This is a genomic window from Bradyrhizobium sp. ISRA430, from assembly GCF_029909975.1.
GTDB lineage: Bacteria > Pseudomonadota > Alphaproteobacteria > Rhizobiales > Xanthobacteraceae > Bradyrhizobium.
Genome location: NZ_CP094516.1, coordinates 1237639 through 1255484 on the forward strand (window position 1 = coordinate 1237639; position 17846 = coordinate 1255484).

Below are 17846 nucleotides of genomic sequence, written 5' to 3' on the forward strand. Positions count from 1 at the left end.
CTCAAGCGGCTGTTGTCGGGATCATGGCTGCTTCGCTCCACCTCCCGATGATTCAGCCCCCTGCGCCGGCCCGGTCTGGCCCTTCTGGTCGCCCTCGCCATTCATTCGCTTGGCGCGGCGCTCCTGCCCGTCCTTGGCCTGACCATCCTTGGTCTGGCCGCCCTTCTGCCCGTCATTGCCCTGCGGTCCGCGCGAGCGCTTGCGCGGGGCGAGATCGGCCGATGGGGTCTGGTCGTCGCGGCCCACGACCACCTTGGAGCCGTCGGACAAATTGGCAAAGCCCGTGGTGACCACCCGGTCGTTCGGCGATAAGCCGCTCGCGATCACGGCGTCATGCTCGTTCTGCTGCGTCACGGTCACGGGCTTGGCCGAGACGATATCGCCCTCGCCGATCACGTAGCTGAAGGTCCCGATCGGACCGCGCTGCACCGCCGATGTCGGCACCACCAGCGCCTGCGGCAGCGTCTCGACCTTAAGGCGGACATTGACGAACTGACCCGGCCAGAGCTGGTAATTGGCGTTGGGAAACTCGGCCTTCAGCCTGAGCGTGCCGGTGGTCTGGTCGACCTGGTTGTCGATGCCGGTCAGCTTGCCGGTATCGATCACGGTGACGCCGTCATTGCCGAACACGTCGACGGCGAGCCGGCCCTTGGCGGCAGCCGCGTTGACGCGGGTGATCTGCTGCTGCGGCAGGCTGAACCACACCGCGATCGGCTGAAGCTGCGTGATCACCACGAGGCCGGTGGTGTCGGCGGCGTGGATGATGTTGCCCTGGTCGACCTGGCGCAGGCCGGCGCGGCCCGAGATCGGCGCCACGATCTTGGTGTAGCTCAGGGTTGCCGCCGCATTGTCGATCGCGGCCTGGTCCGCCTTGACCAGTGCCTCGGTCTGCGCGACCAGCGCGCGCTGCGTGTCGGCCTGCTGCTTGGAGCCGGCGTTGGAGGCGGCGAGTTGCTCATAGCGCGTCAGATCGATGCGCTGGTTGGCGAGCTGGGCCTGGTCCTGCGCCTTCTTCGCAACCGCCTGATCGTATTGAGCCTGGTAGATCGCGGGATCGATCTCGGCGAGCACATCGCCTTTCTTGACGTCCTGGCCTTCGGTGAAGTTGACCGCGATCAGCTTGCCGTCGACCTGCGAGCGCACGGTCACGGTGTTGAGGGCGCGGATCGCGCCGACGCCATCGAGATAGACCGGCACATCCTGGATGCGCGGCGTTGCCGCCAGCACCGGCACCGGCAGATCAGGCCGCGCGTTGCGGCCATTGCCCTGCTGCGGCTGCTGATGCATCGCGGTCCAGCCGACATAGCCGAGGCCGCCGAGGATCGCGAGCGTGATCAGCGTCATGACGAAGCCGTGGCCGCGCGAGGATTTTTTCGCGATCGCCTCCTTCGTGCCTTCCTTGGCATCCGGCTTAAAGAGCATTGACCGGTTTCTCCATCCTCGGCTCCCAGCCGCCGCCGAGCGCCTGGTACAGGCTGACGATCGCCAGCAGCCGCGCGAGCTGCGCCTGCCATAACGCATCTTCCGCCTGAAATAGTGTTTGCTGGACGTTCAGCACGGCCACGATGTCGGCCGTTCCAGCGCGCAACTGTTGCTCGGCAAGATCGAAGGCGCGACGCGACGACGCGACCACCTCGCGCTGCAGTTGCAACCTGATCGTCGTCTGCCTGATCGAATAAAGCGCGTTGTCGACGTCGGCGAAGGCCTGGACGATGGTCTTGCGATAAGTCTGCAGCAATTCGTCCTGACGCGCCTTGGCGAATTCGAAATTGCCCAGAATCCTGCCGCCGTCGAAGATCGGCTGCGTGGCGCTACCGACGAGCTGGAAGAACGCCGCATGCGGCTGGAACAGCGATGTGAGTGCCGAGCTCTGATAGCCGCCATTGCCGGTGAGCTGGATGCTCGGGAAGAACTGCGCGCGGGCATTGCCGATGTTGGCGGTCGCGGAGGCAAGCTGCGCCTCCTGCCGTCGTATGTCGGGCCGCTGCGTCAGCAGCTCAGACGGCAGGCCCGGCGTCACCTTGGGAATCGCGATCCGGTTCAGCGAGCCGCCGAGAACGCGTACGCTCTCCGGCGGGCGCGACACCAGTACGGCGAGCGCATTGACGTTCTGGTCGAGCGTCTGGCGCAGCGGCGGCACCAGCGCCTTCTGATTGCCCAGCACGCTCTCCTGCTGCGCGACGTCAAGATCGGTGCCGGTGCCGGCCTTGCGGCGATCCTTGATGGCATCGAGGATGCGCTGCGCGCTCGCGATGTTGCTCTGCGCAGTCCGCAGGCGGTCCTGCGACGCCAGCACCTGGAAATAAGCGTTGGCGACGCTTGCGAGCGTCGTCAGCGCGACAACGTCCCGATCGAAACGGTTCGCATTGGCGGTTTCTTCCGCCGTCTGCAGCGCGTCGCGGTTCTGGCCCCAGAAGTCGAGCTGATAGCTCGCGCTCAGCGAGGCCGAATAGTTGACGACCTCGCGGCCGCCAATGGAAAGGCCCGACGCGCTCGAGCCGGACGTGCGTGAGTAGGTTTCCGATCCGGTGCCCGACACGCTCGGCAGCAGCGCCGCGCCGGCCTGCCGCGCCTGGGCATCGGCCTCGACGATTCGCGACACCGCGGCCGCGATGTCGAGATTGACCGTCTGCGCCTCTTCCATAAGCTGCGTCAGTTCCGTGGAGCGGAAGCCACGCCACCAATCCAGCGTCGGCGGCGCGTCGGGCTTGCCGGCATATTTATATTTTGCGGGCACATCGAGCGCGGGATCGGGCAGATCCTGCGTCAGCACGCAAGCACCCGAGCCTGCTGCAAGACACATCACCGCGAGCCAGCGCGCCGCACGCAGCGCCCGGGAAGCCGAACCAAGGGATCGCCACATGGCGACCGCCGGGACTTCCTCTGTCACATCCACCCCCTGCCGGGCAGATCAAGCCGCCGCCGCGCCATCGGAATAGCCGATTCGCGGCGGGACAGTCGGGGGCCTTTGTCTAACTCGCTCACAACGGTGATGCTTTCCTGGAACCTTAATTCCATACTACCCGGGTGCGGAACCGCGGGACAGTCCCGCAACAGCGAAACGCACACTTGTGAGGCGCGATCTCCAAACCGCAGAAATGCAAATTGTGCCCATGCCGCAAGGGTTTTTTGTATTTCCGCGACGCCGCACAGCGCCGTCAGCTTACCAAGATTTCATCTGATATTGCCGCCACAACGACACCCTGACGCCGACGTCGGTTTTGCACGCCACCGAAACCCCACAGCGTAGCCGGCCCGACATCGGGCCTGGAACGCTTTCGCACGCGCATTGCAGTCGTCGGAACAGACATGCCCGGCAATGCGGTGGCCTGGACGCCGTCACGCCGCTATGCCGTGAAGGCATATGGCCGCCCGCTGCACGCCCGGCGGCACGCCGTTCGCGATCGCGATCGGCATCACGCTACAACGAGCTCAACGATCCCCGCGATGTTCGCCCATCTGGGCGTCGAGACCGTCGAGGTGCATGCGCTTCGCCGTGCCCGCCGCTCGCGCGTTTCAAATGGCGCGACTTGCCCACTCTTGAAACCGGCTCCAACGCAAGGGCGGACGCCTGGTCCCATGATGGAATGTCGCTGGCAGCATCGCCACGAAACCATCTTGGCGGCCGACAAAACACCCGCCTATATTGTCCGCCGCTGACCGTTTGGGGGGCGCGCTTGGGTCCAGCGACAGAAGCCGGGATGGGGCGCGCCTGGCTCGCGGTCAGCCTGAACCAGTTCAGGTGATGGATCCGCCGATGCCGAACGCCATCTCGGTGACCCCCGACAATGTGGAGACGGTGCTTGCCGACCTGCCGCGCATCGTTCGCCTCGCGCTGGCTTTCGGCTCGCGCCTGAGGCGCGGCACACTCGACGTCATTCTGCCGGATGGCCGTGTGATCCGGCTCGGCGGCCTGGAGGCCGGCCCGAATGCAACTATGCGGCTGCATAATTTCGGCTTCGCTTCGCGGCTGATCAATGGCGGCGACATCGGAATCGCGGAAGCCTATCTCGCCGGTGACTGGGACACGCCGGACCTCACCCAATTCCTCCTGGTGTTCTGCGTCAACCACGACCTGATCCGGACCATGCTGCGCGACAAGCCGCTGATCCGGTTCGTCCAGGTGGTCCGGCACTGGTTCAACCGCAATACCCGCCGCCAGGCGCGGCGCAACATCCACGCCCATTACGACATCGGCAACGCATTCTATTCGGCTTGGCTCGATCCGAGCATGACCTACTCCTCGGCGTTGTTCGAGGAGAGCACGGCCGATCTTACGGCCGCGCAAACCAACAAGTACCGCAGGCTCGCCGAAGCGCTCGATCTCCGCCCTGGCCAGAAGCTGCTCGAGATCGGTTGCGGTTGGGGCGGCTTCGCCGAGTTTGCCGCGAAAACCTTTGGCGCGCGCGTGGTCGGGTTGACCATCTCGACCGAGCAGCGCGACTTTGCGCAGAAGCGAATTCACGAAGCAGGCCTGTCCGAGAAAGTCGAGATCCGTCTGCAGGATTATCGCGACGAGCGCGACCGCTACGACCGGATCGCCTCGATCGAGATGATCGAGGCCGTCGGCGAGCAGTTCTGGCCCAAATATTTCGCGCAGGTGCGTGATCGGCTGCTGCCAGGCGGCCTCGCCGGGATCCAGGCCATCACCATCCAGGACAAGTTGTTCCAGAGCTACCGGCGCGAGGTCGACTTCATCCAGCGCTACGTGTTTCCGGGCGGCATGCTGCCCTCGCCCGCCGTGCTCAAGTCGCTTGGGGACCGGTTCGGCGTTCCTGTCATCCGCGAGCGCATCTTCGGGCAAGATTATGCCAAGACACTTGCCACCTGGCGAAATAACTTCCGCTCGGCATGGCCACACCTCGCCCCGCTCGGCTTCGACGACCGGTTCCGGCGGCTATGGGAGTACTATCTCTCTTATTGCGAGGCCGGCTTCCTGTCCGGGAATATCGACGTCCGGCAGGTCATCTTCGCAAAGCAGCAATGACAGTTCGAAGCCTCGGCTTGTATGCCCGGCAACCCTCCTTTAGGGTCGACCCCGAATTGCGAAACCGACCGGTAAATGCCTGACATGACCATTCGAAATGACGTTGTCGAAGCCATCGGCAACACCCCGCTCATCAAGCTCAAGCAAGCCTCGGAATTGACCGGCTGCACCATCCTGGGCAAGGCTGAGTTCATGAATCCGGGCCAGTCGGTCAAGGACCGCGCCGGCAAATGGATGATTCTGGAGGCGGAGAAGCGCGGCGATTTGCGGCCCGGCGGTCTCGTTGTGGAAGCGACCGCCGGCAACACCGGCATCGGTCTTGCCGTCGTCGCTAGCGCCCGCGGCTATCGCACGTTGATCGTGATCCCGGAGACGCAGAGCCAGGAGAAGAAGGATTTCCTGAAGCTGTGCGGCGCCGAGTTGATCGAAGTGCCGGCGCTGCCCTATGCCAATCCCAACAACTACCAGCATGTCGGCCGCCGCCTAGCCGACGAATTGCGCAAGCAGGAGCCGAACGGCGTCCTGTTCGCCGACCAATGGAACAACCTCGACAACGCCAAGGCGCATTACGAATCCACGGGGCCGGAGATCTGGGAGCAGACCGGCGGCAAGGTCGACGGCTTCGTCTGCTCGGTCGGCAGCGGCGGCACGCTTGCCGGCGTTAGCCGCTATCTCAAGGAGAAGAACAAGAGCGTCAGGATCGCCTGCGCCGATCCGCATGGCGCCGGCATGTACGAGTATTTCAGGACCGGCGAAGCCAAGGCCACGTCGGGCGGCTCGATCACCGAGGGGATCGGCCTCAACCGCGCGACCGCGATCGTCGAGACCGCGAAGGTCGATGATTCCTATCTCATTCCCGACGCCGAAGCCGTCAGCGTGATCTACGAGCTGCTCCAGCACGAAGGCCTGTGCCTCGGCGGCTCGACCGGCATCAACATCGTCGGCGCGATGCACCTCGCCAAGCAGCTCGGACCGGGCAAGACGATCGTCACCGTGCTCTGCGATTCCGGCAGCCGCTACCAGTCAAAACTGTTCAATGCCGACTTCATGCGCGCCAAGAACTTGCCGGTGCCGGAGTGGCTGGAGAAGCGCAGCAACATCAAGCCGCCGTTCGTCTAAGTGGGCGAATGGTGAGTGGCGAATAGCGAATGGATCATCCAATTCGCTACCGGCCATTCGCTATTCGCCTAACGCAGGATCTGGCTCAAAAACAGCTTCGAGCGCGCGTGCTGCGGGTGGGCGAAGAACTCGCCGGGCGTGTTGGCCTCGATGATCTGGCCGGCATCCATGAACACCACGCGGTTGGCGACTTCCTTCGCAAAGCCCATCTCGTGAGTGACGACCAGCATGGTCATGCCCTCCTTGGCGAGGTCGACCATGGTGTCGAGCACCTCCTTGACCATTTCGGGGTCGAGCGCCGAGGTCGGCTCGTCGAACAGCATCACCTTCGGATTCATTGTCAGCGCCCGCGCGATCGCGACGCGCTGCTGTTGGCCGCCGGACATCTGCCCCGGAAACTTGTTGGCCTGGTGCGGGATCTTGACCCGCTCCAGAAATCTCATCGCGGTGGCCTCGGCGTCCTTCTTGGGAATGTTGCGGACCCAGATCGGCGCCAGCGTGCAATTGTCCAGCACGGTCAGATGCGGGAATAGATTAAAACTCTGGAACACCATGCCGACCTCGCGGCGCACCGCATCGATGTGCTTGAGGTTTGGCCCGAGTTCGATGCCGTCGACGACGATCTCGCCCTCCTGGAATTCCTCGAGCGCATTGATGCAGCGGATCAGCGTCGACTTGCCCGAGCCGGAAGGGCCGCAGATCACGATGCGCTCGCCCTTCTCGACCTCGAGGTCGATGTCGCGCAGCACGTGAAAGTCGCCGTACCACTTGTTGAGACCGGAAATCTTGACGATCTGGTTGTCTGACATGGTGAACTCGATCAGTTGCGACGGTGGGCGTTGAGACGGTGCTCGACGAAGAGCGAGTAGCGCGACATTCCAAAGCAGAACATGAAATAGATGATCCCGGTGAAGGCAAAGCCCGTGAACGCAGTGGATGGCGTGGACCATTTCGGATCCGAGAACGATGCGCGCAACGAGCCCAAAAGGTCAAACAGTGCCACGATCGAGACCAGCGAGGTATCCTTGAACAGCGAGATGAAGCTGTTGACGAGGTTCGGTATGACGTGGCGCAGCGCCTGCGGCAGCACGATCAATGAGGTTGTCTTCCACCAGGATAGCCCCAACGCCGCCGCGGCCTCCCCCTGTCCGCGTGGTATCGCGGCGAGCCCGCCACGGACGTTCTCGGCCTGATACGCGCCCGTGAACAGCGCAATGCCGATCAGCGCGCGCACGAGGCCGTCGACCGTGAAATTGCCAGGCAGGAACAGCGGCAGCATGTAGGTGGCGAAGAACAGTACGGTGATCAGCGGCACACCGCGCCAGAACTCGATGAAGGTGATCGAAAATATCCGGATCAGCGGAATGGTTGAGCGGCGGCCAAGAGCCAGCGCGATGCCAATCGGCAACGAGGTGACGATTCCGGTCACGGAGACGACCAGCGTCACCAGAAGACCGCCCCACAAATTTGTCTGCACGATTGGCAGTCCGCCGTGGTCGAGCCCCATCAGCTTGATCACCGCGGCAATGCCGATGAAGGTGGCGATGCTCGCTGCCAGGGCGCGCCAACCGGTGCGAATGCCGCCGCCCAGGAAGAAGGCGATCAGGGAGACGACCGCTGTGGTGATGGCGAAATCGACCCACACCGAGCGGCCCGTCTCCTGGATCTGATCGCGAAGCCAGGTCAGCGGGAAGATCAGCCAATAGATCGCGGTACCGACCAGCATGACGAGGTGGCCGACAGCCCAAAGGAGCGGTGCGATCGCCGAGTTCTTGCTGAGACCGAGCAGGACCTGTCCGGCGCCGATGATGCTGTCGTCGAACAATTGCAGCAGGCCGGCTGTCCAACTGAGACCGAAGCCGGTAATGCCGCCGCCATGCAGCAGGAAGAATGCGATCACCGGCAAGGCGAAGAAGAACAGGCCTGCGTTCAGCCCCTTGGCCGGCAGGCGCGGAACGAGCAGCGGCAATAGCAGGATCACCGCCAGGATGAGTGCGAGGTTGACCCGCCAACGCTCGGCCTCCGGATAGAAACCGTAGATCAGTTGCGGGAGCTTTGCCTGAATGTAGGGCCAGCAGGCTCCAACCGCAAACCCGACATTCTCGGTCAGGCAGGCCGTCCGGTCGTTGCCGGTCCAGACTGCGTCAACCATCAGGAACTTGACGGAGGGAACGATGGTGAACCAGAGCAGCAAGCCGCCCACTATCGTGAGCAGAATGTTGGTCGGCGAATTGAACAGACGGGTGCGTATCAGGCCGATGAAACCGGTGGTCTTCACCGGCGCCGGACGCTCGGCGACCAAGTCGTGACGGACGAAGGAGGACGAGGCGATATCGCTCATGCGCCCAGGCTCCGGCTGATGCGCCAACCGTAGATGCTCATGACGGCGCTGGTGATGAGCGAGATCAACAGATATACGCCCATCGTCATGGCAATGATCTCGATCGCTTGCCCGGTCTGGCTCAGCGACGTGCCGGCAAACACGGAAACCAGATCAGGATAGCCGATCGCGACCGCCAGCGAGGAATTTTTGGTGAGGTTGAGGTACTGGTTGGTCAGCGGCGGGACGATGACGCGCATCGCCTGCGGCACGACAATCAGCCGGAGCGTGTTGCCGCGGCTCAGGCCCAGCGAGGATCCCGCCTCCATCTGCCCCTTGTGGACGGACAGGATGCCGGCACGCACGATTTCGGCGATGAAGGCGGCGGTATAGGTCGACAAGGCCACCGTCAGCGCCACGAACTCCGGGATGATCCGCGAGCCGCCGGCGAAATTGAAGCCCTTGAGCTGCGGCAGCTCGAAGGTGAAGGGCAGGCCGAACACCAGCATTGAGACGAGCGGGAGCCCGAACAGGAGGCCGAGCACGTAGGGCCAGACGACGATCATCCTGCCGTACCGAAACAGCGCGCGCCGCGCATAGACCCTCAACACAAGCGAGGCAATGATGCCGAATGCGAGTGTCGTCAAAAACGGCTCGAGTCCGGATTCGCCGATCGGGCGGGGAATAACCAGCCCGCGGTTGCTGATGAAGGCGATGCCGAGGAGGGAAATGCTCTGCCGCGGATTTGGCAAGGCGGCAAGCACCGCCAGGTACCAGAACAGGATCTGGAACAGGAGCGGCAGGTTACGGATGACCTCGACATAGATCCCGCCGACGCGCGACAGCAGCCAACTGGGCGAAAGCCGGCACAGCGCAACGATAAAACCGATCACGGTGGCGAAGACAATGCCCACCACCGAGACCACGAGCGTGTTCAGAAGCCCGACCACGAACACCCGCAGGAACGTGTCCGAGCCCGTATAGGAGATCAGGGTCTGATTGACGTCGAAGCCCGCATTGTTCCTGAGGAAGCCGAATCCCGCGGCAATGTGCTGGTTTTCCAGGTTGGCACGGGCATTGGAGATGATCTCATAGCCGATCCAGCCCAGCACCGCCGCGAAGGCAAACTGGACGGCAACGCCGTTCCAGCCGGCCTTGCCGCCAAGCACGCGCCTGATCTTCAGCGCGATTTGCAGCGGCGGTTTACGGGGCTCGGTGTTCATCGCCGCAGCCGCGGATCAGGCGGGATCAGCGGATTGGCGGAGCGTACTGGAGACCGCCCTTATTCCAGAGATTGTTGAGGCCGCGATTGATGCCGAGCGGCGAGCCGGAGCCGACGTTGCGGTCGAAGACCTCGCCGTAGTTGCCGACGGCTTTCACGATCCGCACCACCCAGTCCTTGGTCAGGCCGAGCTGTTCGCCGAAATTGCCGTCGGTGCCGAGGACGCGTTTCATCTCCGGGTTTTCCATTTTTGCCTTCTCGTCGACGTTCTTCGAGGTCACGCCGAGCTCTTCGGCCGTGATCATGGCGAACAGCGTCCATTTCACGATGTCGAACCACTGGTCGTCGCCGTGGCGCACCATCGGCCCGAGCGGCTCCTTCGAAATGATTTCCGGGAGCACCATATGGTCGGCGGGATTGGCGAGTTTCAGACGATTGGCGTACAGGCCCGACTGGTCCGTGGTGAAGACGTCGCAACGGCCGGCTTCATAGGCCTTGACGGTTTCGTCGTTGGTACCAAACGCGATCACCTCGTACTTCATGTTGTTGGCCCTGAAGTAGTCGGCGAGGTTCTGTTCGGTTGTGGTGCCGGTCTGCACGCAGACCGAGGCGCTGTTGAGCTCGAGCGCGGAGTTCACCTTGAGAGACTTCTTCACCATGAAGCCCTGCCCGTCATAGTAGGTCACGCCGGTGAAATTGGCGCCGAGCGAGGTGTCGCGCGAGATGGTCCAGGTCGTGTTGCGTGACAGCACGTCGATTTCGCCGGATTGCAGTGCCGTGAAGCGATCCTTGGCGGAGGTCGGCACGTATTTGACCTTGGACGGATCGTTGAAGATGGCGGCCGCGATGGCGCGGCAGACGTCGACGTCGAGGCCGGTCCAGTTGCCCTTGTCGTCCGGCGACGAAAAACCCGGCAGGCCCTGGCTCACGCCGCAGGACAGCACACCCCGGTCCTTGACGGTCTTGAGCGTCTGTGCGTCGGCAGCCTGGGCCGTCAGGCCTGCGGCGAGAGCAAGAGTGAGAGCCAAAGTTACGCGTTTCATGGGCTAAAGCCTTTCAAAGTCTTCTCAAGGTCAGGATTATTGTCTCAGGATCGTCTCTGCCAAGGCTGTCCCTTGCAAGAGTCATGCTGTGAAGCTTTGCCGAACACCCACCCATCCTGGAGGGCCACCCCTCAATCCCCGCAGGCGCCTGCCGTTGTGGCTATGACGCATGGTCCGGTCAGGCGATGGATCGAAGGTCGCGGCAGGCCCCTCAACATGCGGCGACTGAATAGCACCTGCGCATCACAGAACGACTGGCGAGCCGGGTCAAGGGGTTGACGGGACTCTTCTGTATTCTGTTATTAACGATGCGGCCTCCCGCCGGCCCGCGGGCGCCACGCGTGCGTCTTCGCGGAAACGAACTTTTGAAAGCAGACGCATGGACTCTTCGCAGGGCGGTGCCCCCCTTCAGCAGCATGCCGAGACCCGGCTGGTGACCTCCGGCCGTGACACCAAGGCGCAGAAGGGGTTCGTCAATCCGCCGGTGGTCCACGGCTCGACCGTACTCTATCCGACCGCCGAGGACCTGCATGCCCATCGTGGCGAGTTCCAGTATGGCCGCCACGGCACCCCCACCACCCGGGCGCTCCAGGAGACGCTGATGGCGCTGGAGGGGCCGCAATGCGCCGGCGTCGGCATCGCTCCCTCGGGGCTCGCGGCGATCAGCACCACCCTGCTCGCCGTGCTGAAGGCCGGCGATCACCTGCTGGTCTGCGACAACGTCTATCGTCCCTCGCGCAATTTCTGCAACGGCCTGCTCGCCCGCTACGGCGTCGAGACCACGTATTTCGATCCGCTGATCGGCGCGGGAGTCGCCGCGCTGTTCAAGCCCAACACCCGCGCGGTGCTGGTCGAGGCGCCGGGCTCGCAATCCTTCGAGATGCCCGACATTCGTGCCATCGCCGACGCCGCCCATGCGCGCGGCGCGCTCGTCATCGACGACAACACCTGGGCGACGCCGCTCTATCACCGCTCGCTCGAGCAAGGCGTCGACATCAGCATGCAGGCCGCCACCAAATATATCGGCGGTCACTCCGACATCATGTTCGGTACGATCTCCGCCAACGCCGAGGCCTGGCCGCTTGTCGCAGAGACCATCCGACTGCTCGGCGTCTGCGCCGGCCCGGATGACGTCTTCCTCGCGCTGCGTGGCATGCGCACACTATCGGTGCGCCTCGCCCAGCACTATCGCTCAGGGCTCGAAATGGCGCGCTGGCTCGCGAGCCGGCCCGAAGTCGCGCGGGTGCTACACCCCGCGCTCGAAACCGATCCGGGACACGCGATCTGGAAGCGCGACTTCACCGGCGCCTCCGGCCTGTTCAGCATCGTACTGAAGCCCGCGCCGCAAAGAGCGGTCGACGCCATGCTCGACACCGTCAAGCTGTTCGGCATGGGCTATTCCTGGGGCGGCTTCGAGAGTCTCGTGATTCCCTTTGACTGCGACAGCTATCGTACGGCCACCAAGTGGTCGCCGGGCGGACCGACGCTGCGCTTTCACATCGGGCTCGAGAATGTCGACGACCTCAAGGCCGACCTCGATCGCGGCTTTGCTGCCCTCAGGGCGGCAATGTGAGCCTGCGGACCGGGCATCGCGCCTGCGGAACGCGCTGCCGTCGCAAGCGTTAATGCCGACGCGCCAAGAAATGTATTGATCCCTGACTGTTTGGCGCTAGCCTGACCCCTCGACTCCAATCCGGACACGGAGCATGGGAACGTTGGTTCTGCTCGATCTGATGGGCGGTGTTGCGCTGTTGCTGTGGGGCCTGCACATGGTCCACAGCGGCATTTTGCGCGCGTTCGGTCCGGACCTGCGGCGACTGCTCGGAAAGGCGCTGGGCAACCGCTTCAGTGCCTTCGCCGCTGGCCTCGGGCTCACTGCGCTGCTCCAGAGCAGCACGGCAACTGCCCTGATCACCAGCTCGTTTGCAGCCGAGGGCCTCGTCAGCCTTGCTGCGGCGCTCGCCATCATGCTCGGCGCCAATGTCGGTACGACGCTGATCGTCCAGGTCCTGTCCTTCAACATCGCTGCCGTCGCGCCGGTGCTGTTTGTGCTCGGGCTCGTTGCCTTCCGCGCCGGTCCACGCTCGCGGATCAAGGACATCGGCCGCGTCTCGATCGGTCTCGGCTTGATGCTGCTGTCACTGCACATCCTGCTCGACACGCTGGCGCCGGCCGAGAACGCACCCGGCGTCCGGGTCGTGATGTCGGCGATCACGGGCGATCCCGTGCTGTGCATCGTCATCGCCGCGCTCCTCACCTGGGCGGTGCATTCGAGCGTCGCCAGCGTGCTGCTGATCATGTCGCTGGCCTATTCCCAGTTCATCTCGCCTTACGCGGCGCTCGCCCTGGTGCTCGGCGCCAATCTCGGCAGTGCCATCAATCCCGTGTTCGAGGGCGCCAGGCGCGATGATCCCGCGAGCTATCGCCTGCCGGTCGGCAATCTCATCAATCGCGTGATCGGGATCGCCCTCGTACTGCCCTTTCTGAGCGTGATCGCCGGGCATCTGCAGGCCTGGCAGCCCGATCTCGCCAGGATGACCGCCGCCTTCCACATCGCCTTCAATGTCGGCACGGCCATCGTCTTCATCGGCCTGCTCGACACCATGTCGCGTCTGTTGAGCTGGCTGCTGCCGGACCGCGTACAGGAGGCCGACCCGGCCCGCCCGCGCTATCTCGACGAGAGCGCGCTGGAGACGCCGTCGCTCGCGCTCGCCGACGCCGCCCGCGAGACCCTTCGGATGGGCGATTTCGTCGAGATCATGCTGCGAAAAGTGATGGCCGCGATGACGACGGGCGACCGCGCGCTGGTCGACCAGGTCTCGAAGATGGACAACGCCGTCGACGGCCTCGATGAGGCCATCAAGCTCTACGTGACGAAACTGACGCGGGGCAGCCTCGACGAGAGCGAGGGCCGGCGCGCGATGGAGATCATCTCCTTCGCCATCAATCTCGAGCATATCGGCGATATCATCGACAAGAACCTGAGCGAACTCGCGACCAAGAAGATCAAGCGGCGCCTCCAGTTCTCGGCTGAGGGCGCCGAGGAGCTCGCCGCCTTCCACAAGCGGACAATGGATTCGCTACGGATCGCCTTCGGCGTGTTCATGTCGGGCGATGCCAACGAGGCGCGCAAGCTGCTTGTGGAGAAGACTGCGCTAAGGAACACCGAGCTCGCTGCAGTCGAGCGCCACCTCGACCGCCTGCGCGAGGGCCGCCCCGAGACCATCGAGACCACGTCGCTGCATCTGGACGTGCTGCGCGATCTGCGTCGCATCCACTCGCACATATGCTCGGTGGCCTATCCCGTGCTTGATGCGGCGGGAGAGCCCTATCGCAGGAACGAATCGGATCAAGCCGCCCTGCCCGCCTCCGGTGCGGCGTCGGCGCTGCGCTAATTTAGTGCCTTTGCTCAGCGATCGAGCGTCTTCGAGCCGCTGCCGCGGTTCTTCCAGATCAACATGATGTTGCGAACGTAGATGATGGTCGCGAGGGCCTGCCCGAGGATGATGACCGGCTCGCGCTTCACGATGCCGTAGACCAACGTCATCAAACCACCGCCCATCGAGCAGAACCAGAACGCCATGGGCACCACGCTGTTGCCGGCGCGCTCGCTCGCGATCCACTGCACCAGAAAACGAGCGGTGAAGAACAACTGCGCGACGAGGCCGAACGCCAGCCAGAAATCGAACTTGGCGACGAAGACGTCGTAGAGATAATTGCTCAGCGCCTGACCGTATTGGATGATCATGCCGTCACCTCAGCCACATCCGGTGTCGGCTTCTTGCGGCGGATCAACCACCACACGCCGGCGAGATCCATGATCCCGATCCACAGTCGGTCGAAGAAACCGTAGTTCGACACGCCGGAATGGCGCGGCCGGTCGATCACGTCGACATAGGCGATCTCGTAGCCTTCACGGCGCACCAGCGCCGGCAGGAAGCGGTGCAGCCCGTCGAAATAGGGCAGCATCAGGAACACTTCGCGCCGGAACGCCTTCAGCCCGCAGCCGGTATCGCGCGTGCCGTCCTTGAGGATCGCGTTGCGCACGCCGTTGGCGATGCGTGACTGCAGTTTCTTGAAGCCGGTGTCCTTGCGTCCAACCCGCTGACCGGCGGCAAGACCGACGTGTGCCCCCTTCTCGATCGCAGCGATCAGGTCAGGCAGAAAGGCCGGATTGTTCTGGCCGTCCCCATCGAGCGTCGCCACGATCGAGCCGCGCGCCGCGCGCACGCCGCTGCGCACCGCCGCCGACTGGCCCCCCGACTTGGCGTGGCGGAGCTGCCGCAGATTGTCCCGCTGCTTCATCACGGCAGAGAGGCGCTCGCCGGTTGCATCCGTCGAGCCGTCGTTGACGTAGATGATCTCATAGGCCCAGCGGCCGTCCAGCGCCGCAGTGATCTCCTCGATCAGGGGCGCAATGTTGTCGGCTTCGTTGCGCACGGGAACGACGATGGAAACCGAAGGCTGGGACGACGACAAATCGGAGCTCGTGGTTGGAATAGGGCTTCCCCGGGAACCGGCACCCCCCGGCAGGCAGCAGCTTTTATGGGGCGGATGCCCCGCGAGCAACCCTTTTAAGGCATCCCGCGCCCGCTCCCGGAAGGGGCACGATGGTGCCGTCGGCGCGAATCGCAAAGCCCAACCTGCGAGCCGCGAACCAGTAGCGGACCGCCATGGCGCCGACCACGCCGACCAGGGCGCCGGCCACGACGTCGCTCGGGTGATGCGCGAGCAGCACCAGCCGCGTCAGTAGGATGACGACTGCGTAGGTGAACATGAACACGCGTAGGCGCGGCCACAACGCGCTGACCGCAAACGCCAATGCGAACGCCGTCACCGCATGGCCCGACGGCAGGCTGGCATAAGCCCCCGTACCCTCGAACGGTATGAAGTTGAACGGATTGGCCTCGCCGCCCACAAATGGTCTTCCGCGGCCGATGAGATATTTCAGGATCTCGGCGACGAGCACTGATACGGCAACAGACAGAAACATGAACTGCAGCCGAGTGCCGAAGCCAAGCAGTAGCGCTCGGCGGGTGCCGTGAACCCCCGTCGCAACGAGCGCCACAGCCACCAGCGAAACCCCTAGCACCGAGAGCACATACTCGTCCTTGCCGAAATCGGTGAGGATACGGATGGGCCACAGGCCGGGCGTACCGCGTGCGGGCATCAACTGGATCTCGGCAGAATCGAAGGCGATCATCAGGGCGATGATCACGGCCGCTCCCGCCGCGCTGAGCCAGAGCGAATGCCGCGCCAGCCTACGTGCGGCCTCGGCCCGGCGCGAATGCGACGGCGCGCGCACAAGCTGCGCCAGCGCGCGCCAGGACACGGTCGCCAGTTGCGCCGGATAGCTCGCGCGCGGCGCGATGTCGGCCGGTGTCGACATCCTACTCGGTGCCCTCCGAGCGGAAGATCGAAATCGAGATCGCGCGCCCTTGCGAGAAATTATAGCCGTCGATCCGTGCGCCGACCTTGTAGCGCAGCCCGATCGCTTCGGCGCGCTGCACGAAGCTGCGCTCCGAGCGCTGCTCGATCAGGGCGAAGCGGCAGCTCCCTTGCCTGAGAAAATCCGCAGCGCCCGAGCCGTCGGTCAGCAGCGTCTGGGTGCCGGTCAGAAACACGAGGCTCGGCTCGTGATAGCCGGCCGAGGCGGCCTTCGGCCCGACGCAGGTGACGTTACGAAGAGCGCGCGCGATCTCGATGCTTGGGAACAGCGGCGTCAGCGATGGCAGCACGATGCCGTAGACCGCGACCGCCAGCATCAGCGCGGCGACCAGCGCGTTGAGCAGCGAGCGCTCCGCTCGGTTGTTGTCGTAGAGCCACCAGGCAAACAGGCCGAAGATCAGGGACGCCGCGATGAATGGCCAGGCCACGAAGGCGGGCTGACGGGTCAGCATGACCGCACCAACCACAACGACGATCGAGGTGGCCGCGGGGATCGCGAACCACCAGGCCGAGCCACGCATCACCCAGGACCGCGACAGCACCCGCCGCTCCAGCGCACCGACGGTGAGGATCGCGATCGCCGGATAGAGCGGCAGCACGTAATGCGGCAGCTTGGTCAGCACCGCCTCGAACACGATCCAGGATGGGATCAACCAGGCCAGCAGGAATTGCGCACCGGGCTCGCGGCGCGCGCGCCAGACCGCGGGTGCCGCCATTGCCGCGAGCGGCGCGCCCGGCCAGAAGGTGATCCAAAACAGAACTAGATAGAGCCCGGGCGGCGCGCCATGGGATTCCTGGGCGCCGAGCTTGCTCAGCATGTCGCCGCCGACGGAATCGGCAAAGAAGGCATCGCCCGCGCGCCAGAAGATCGCGATGAACCACGGCAGCACCAGCACCAGCATCCACATCAGGCCCCAGACCGGGCGCAGCCGCCACAGCCACGAGGAATCGCGGTCCTGAATCGCGAGCACGACCACGGTGAGGGCTGCGAACATCAGGATCAGCGGGCCCTTGATCAGGATGCCCACGGCCAGCGCGGTCCAGAAGATCGCGGGCCAGCTCCAGGGCGGATGCATCTCATCCTCGGCGCGCTGCCAGGACAGGTAGGCACGCGCCATCGCCCCCATCGCCGCGACCACACAGAACAGCAGCATCGCGTCGGTCTTGGCGAGCCGCGCCTCGACGCCGAGCAGGACCGAGGCGCACATCATCAGCGCCGCCAGCACCGCGGCGCGCCGCGTGACGAAGGCGAGCGCGGTCCAGTAGGTCATTAGCACAGCGCCGATCGCGCCGATCAGTGAAGGCAGCCGATAGACCCAAATGCGCAATTCGGCCTTCGGCAGCCGCAGCGCCGTGGCGGTTTCAACGGCGGCGGATTGCAGCCAGTAGATGCCGACCGGCTTCTTGTACCGGACGTCATCCTGGAAGCGGATATCGACATAGTCGCCGCTCTCGACCATCTGCTTGGTGGCCTGCGCAAAGCGCGCCTCGTCGCGGTCGATCGGCGGGATGGTGAAGAAGCCGGGCAGGAAGAGCAGCAGCGCGCACAGCACCAGGAAGCCGACGGCCCGGGCGTGGCTGGCGGTAGCGATATCGATCAGGCGCACCAGTCGACTGCCCGGATTCGCCGGGGATTTCGGCTCGCGCGGCGCTCCAAAACGGGGGCTTGGGTAGGTCTCGGCCATTGGTTCCGCTTACGCTGAAACC

The 17846-nt window shown here is 64.3% G+C and carries 14 protein-coding genes; 4 read left to right on the forward strand and 10 right to left on the reverse strand.

The window, feature by feature from the left end:
- Positions 1–21: 21 nt before the first annotated feature.
- Both MTX21_RS06365 and MTX21_RS06370 read right to left on the reverse strand, forming a co-directional pair.
- A complete protein-coding gene (locus MTX21_RS06365) occupies positions 22–1422 on the reverse strand; it encodes an efflux RND transporter periplasmic adaptor subunit (RefSeq protein ID WP_280963971.1) in 1401 nt (466 codons plus the stop codon).
- On the reverse strand, positions 1412–2863 hold the full coding sequence (locus MTX21_RS06370) for an efflux transporter outer membrane subunit (RefSeq protein ID WP_280970985.1): 1452 nt from the start codon (positions 2861–2863) through the stop codon (positions 1412–1414). The genes MTX21_RS06365 and MTX21_RS06370 overlap by 11 nt, the downstream gene beginning before the upstream one ends.
- Before the next feature lie 894 nt (positions 2864–3757).
- Between MTX21_RS06370 and MTX21_RS06375 the strand changes: the two genes are divergently transcribed.
- Both MTX21_RS06375 and MTX21_RS06380 read left to right on the forward strand, forming a co-directional pair.
- Complete coding sequence (locus MTX21_RS06375) at positions 3758–4987, forward strand: cyclopropane-fatty-acyl-phospholipid synthase family protein (RefSeq protein WP_280963972.1); 1230 nt, start codon at positions 3758–3760, stop codon at positions 4985–4987.
- An 84-nt stretch (positions 4988–5071) separates the two neighbouring features.
- Positions 5072–6106 (forward strand): cysteine synthase A, encoded by a 1035-nt coding sequence (locus tag MTX21_RS06380; RefSeq protein ID WP_280963974.1) that lies wholly within the window; start codon positions 5072–5074, stop codon positions 6104–6106.
- Positions 6107–6174: 68 nt separating this feature from the next.
- Here MTX21_RS06380 and MTX21_RS06385 read toward each other — a convergent pair whose 3' ends face one another.
- The 4 genes from MTX21_RS06385 to MTX21_RS06400 are packed head-to-tail and all read right to left on the reverse strand — an operon-like array spanning position 6175 to position 10691.
- A complete protein-coding gene (locus MTX21_RS06385) occupies positions 6175–6915 on the reverse strand; it encodes an amino acid ABC transporter ATP-binding protein (RefSeq protein ID WP_280963975.1) in 741 nt (246 codons plus the stop codon).
- A gap of 11 nt (positions 6916–6926) precedes the next feature.
- Positions 6927–8447, reverse strand: coding sequence for an amino acid ABC transporter permease (locus MTX21_RS06390; RefSeq protein ID WP_280963976.1), 1521 nt, complete (start codon positions 8445–8447; stop codon positions 6927–6929).
- Positions 8444–9649 carry an ABC transporter permease subunit gene (locus MTX21_RS06395; protein ID WP_280963977.1) on the reverse strand — a complete coding sequence of 402 codons (1206 nt, stop codon included), beginning with the start codon at positions 9647–9649 and terminating at the stop codon, positions 8444–8446. Before MTX21_RS06395 ends, MTX21_RS06390 begins: the two co-directional genes overlap by 4 nt.
- A 25-nt stretch (positions 9650–9674) precedes the next feature.
- The gene (locus MTX21_RS06400; protein ID WP_280963978.1) at positions 9675–10691 is read right to left on the reverse strand and encodes an amino acid ABC transporter substrate-binding protein; all 1017 of its coding nucleotides are present in this window, start codon (positions 10689–10691) and stop codon (positions 9675–9677) included.
- A 379-nt stretch (positions 10692–11070) separates the two neighbouring features.
- On the opposite strand from MTX21_RS06400, the gene metC reads away from it, so the two are divergent.
- On the forward strand, positions 11071–12264 hold the full coding sequence (gene metC, locus MTX21_RS06405; protein WP_280963979.1) for a cystathionine beta-lyase: 1194 nt from the start codon (positions 11071–11073) through the stop codon (positions 12262–12264).
- Between the two features lie 133 nt (positions 12265–12397).
- Positions 12398–14086 (forward strand): Na/Pi cotransporter family protein, encoded by a 1689-nt coding sequence (locus MTX21_RS06410; RefSeq protein ID WP_280963980.1) that lies wholly within the window; start codon positions 12398–12400, stop codon positions 14084–14086.
- Between the two features lie 14 nt (positions 14087–14100).
- On the opposite strand, the gene MTX21_RS06415 is transcribed toward MTX21_RS06410, so the two are convergent.
- The 4 genes from MTX21_RS06415 to MTX21_RS06430 form a co-directional block, all read right to left on the reverse strand.
- On the reverse strand, positions 14101–14439 hold the full coding sequence (locus MTX21_RS06415) for a lipid-A-disaccharide synthase N-terminal domain-containing protein (protein ID WP_280963981.1): 339 nt from the start codon (positions 14437–14439) through the stop codon (positions 14101–14103).
- A complete protein-coding gene (locus MTX21_RS06420) occupies positions 14436–15170 on the reverse strand; it encodes a glycosyltransferase family 2 protein (RefSeq protein WP_280963982.1) in 735 nt (244 codons plus the stop codon). Before MTX21_RS06420 ends, MTX21_RS06415 begins: the two co-directional genes overlap by 4 nt.
- A 64-nt stretch (positions 15171–15234) precedes the next feature.
- Positions 15235–16080 (reverse strand): phosphatase PAP2 family protein, encoded by an 846-nt coding sequence (locus MTX21_RS06425; RefSeq protein WP_280963983.1) that lies wholly within the window; start codon positions 16078–16080, stop codon positions 15235–15237.
- 1 nt (position 16081) lies between these two features.
- On the reverse strand, positions 16082–17824 hold the full coding sequence (locus MTX21_RS06430; protein ID WP_280963984.1) for a glycosyltransferase family 39 protein: 1743 nt from the start codon (positions 17822–17824) through the stop codon (positions 16082–16084).
- Positions 17825–17846: the final 22 nt, after the last annotated feature.

What these genes read in the sequence shown, in the direction of transcription:
- MTX21_RS06365 (WP_280963971.1), bottom strand. Translation starts at nt 1,422, where the DNA reads ATGCTCTTTAAGCCGGATGCCAAGGAAGGCACGAAGGAGGCGATCGCG.
- MTX21_RS06370 (WP_280970985.1), bottom strand. Translation starts at nt 2,863, where the DNA reads ATGTGGCGATCCCTTGGTTCGGCTTCCCGGGCGCTGCGTGCGGCGCGC.
- MTX21_RS06375 (WP_280963972.1), top strand. Translation starts at nt 3,758, where the DNA reads ATGCCGAACGCCATCTCGGTGACCCCCGACAATGTGGAGACGGTGCTT.
- MTX21_RS06380 (WP_280963974.1), top strand. Translation starts at nt 5,072, where the DNA reads ATGACCATTCGAAATGACGTTGTCGAAGCCATCGGCAACACCCCGCTC.
- MTX21_RS06385 (WP_280963975.1), bottom strand. Translation starts at nt 6,915, where the DNA reads ATGTCAGACAACCAGATCGTCAAGATTTCCGGTCTCAACAAGTGGTAC.
- MTX21_RS06390 (WP_280963976.1), bottom strand. Translation starts at nt 8,447, where the DNA reads ATGAGCGATATCGCCTCGTCCTCCTTCGTCCGTCACGACTTGGTCGCC.
- MTX21_RS06395 (WP_280963977.1), bottom strand. Translation starts at nt 9,649, where the DNA reads ATGAACACCGAGCCCCGTAAACCGCCGCTGCAAATCGCGCTGAAGATC.
- MTX21_RS06400 (WP_280963978.1), bottom strand. Translation starts at nt 10,691, where the DNA reads ATGAAACGCGTAACTTTGGCTCTCACTCTTGCTCTCGCCGCAGGCCTG.
- metC (WP_280963979.1), top strand. Translation starts at nt 11,071, where the DNA reads ATGGACTCTTCGCAGGGCGGTGCCCCCCTTCAGCAGCATGCCGAGACC.
- MTX21_RS06410 (WP_280963980.1), top strand. Translation starts at nt 12,398, where the DNA reads ATGGGAACGTTGGTTCTGCTCGATCTGATGGGCGGTGTTGCGCTGTTG.
- MTX21_RS06415 (WP_280963981.1), bottom strand. Translation starts at nt 14,439, where the DNA reads ATGATCATCCAATACGGTCAGGCGCTGAGCAATTATCTCTACGACGTC.
- MTX21_RS06425 (WP_280963983.1), bottom strand. Translation starts at nt 16,080, where the DNA reads ATGTCGACACCGGCCGACATCGCGCCGCGCGCGAGCTATCCGGCGCAA.
- MTX21_RS06430 (WP_280963984.1), bottom strand. Translation starts at nt 17,824, where the DNA reads ATGGCCGAGACCTACCCAAGCCCCCGTTTTGGAGCGCCGCGCGAGCCG.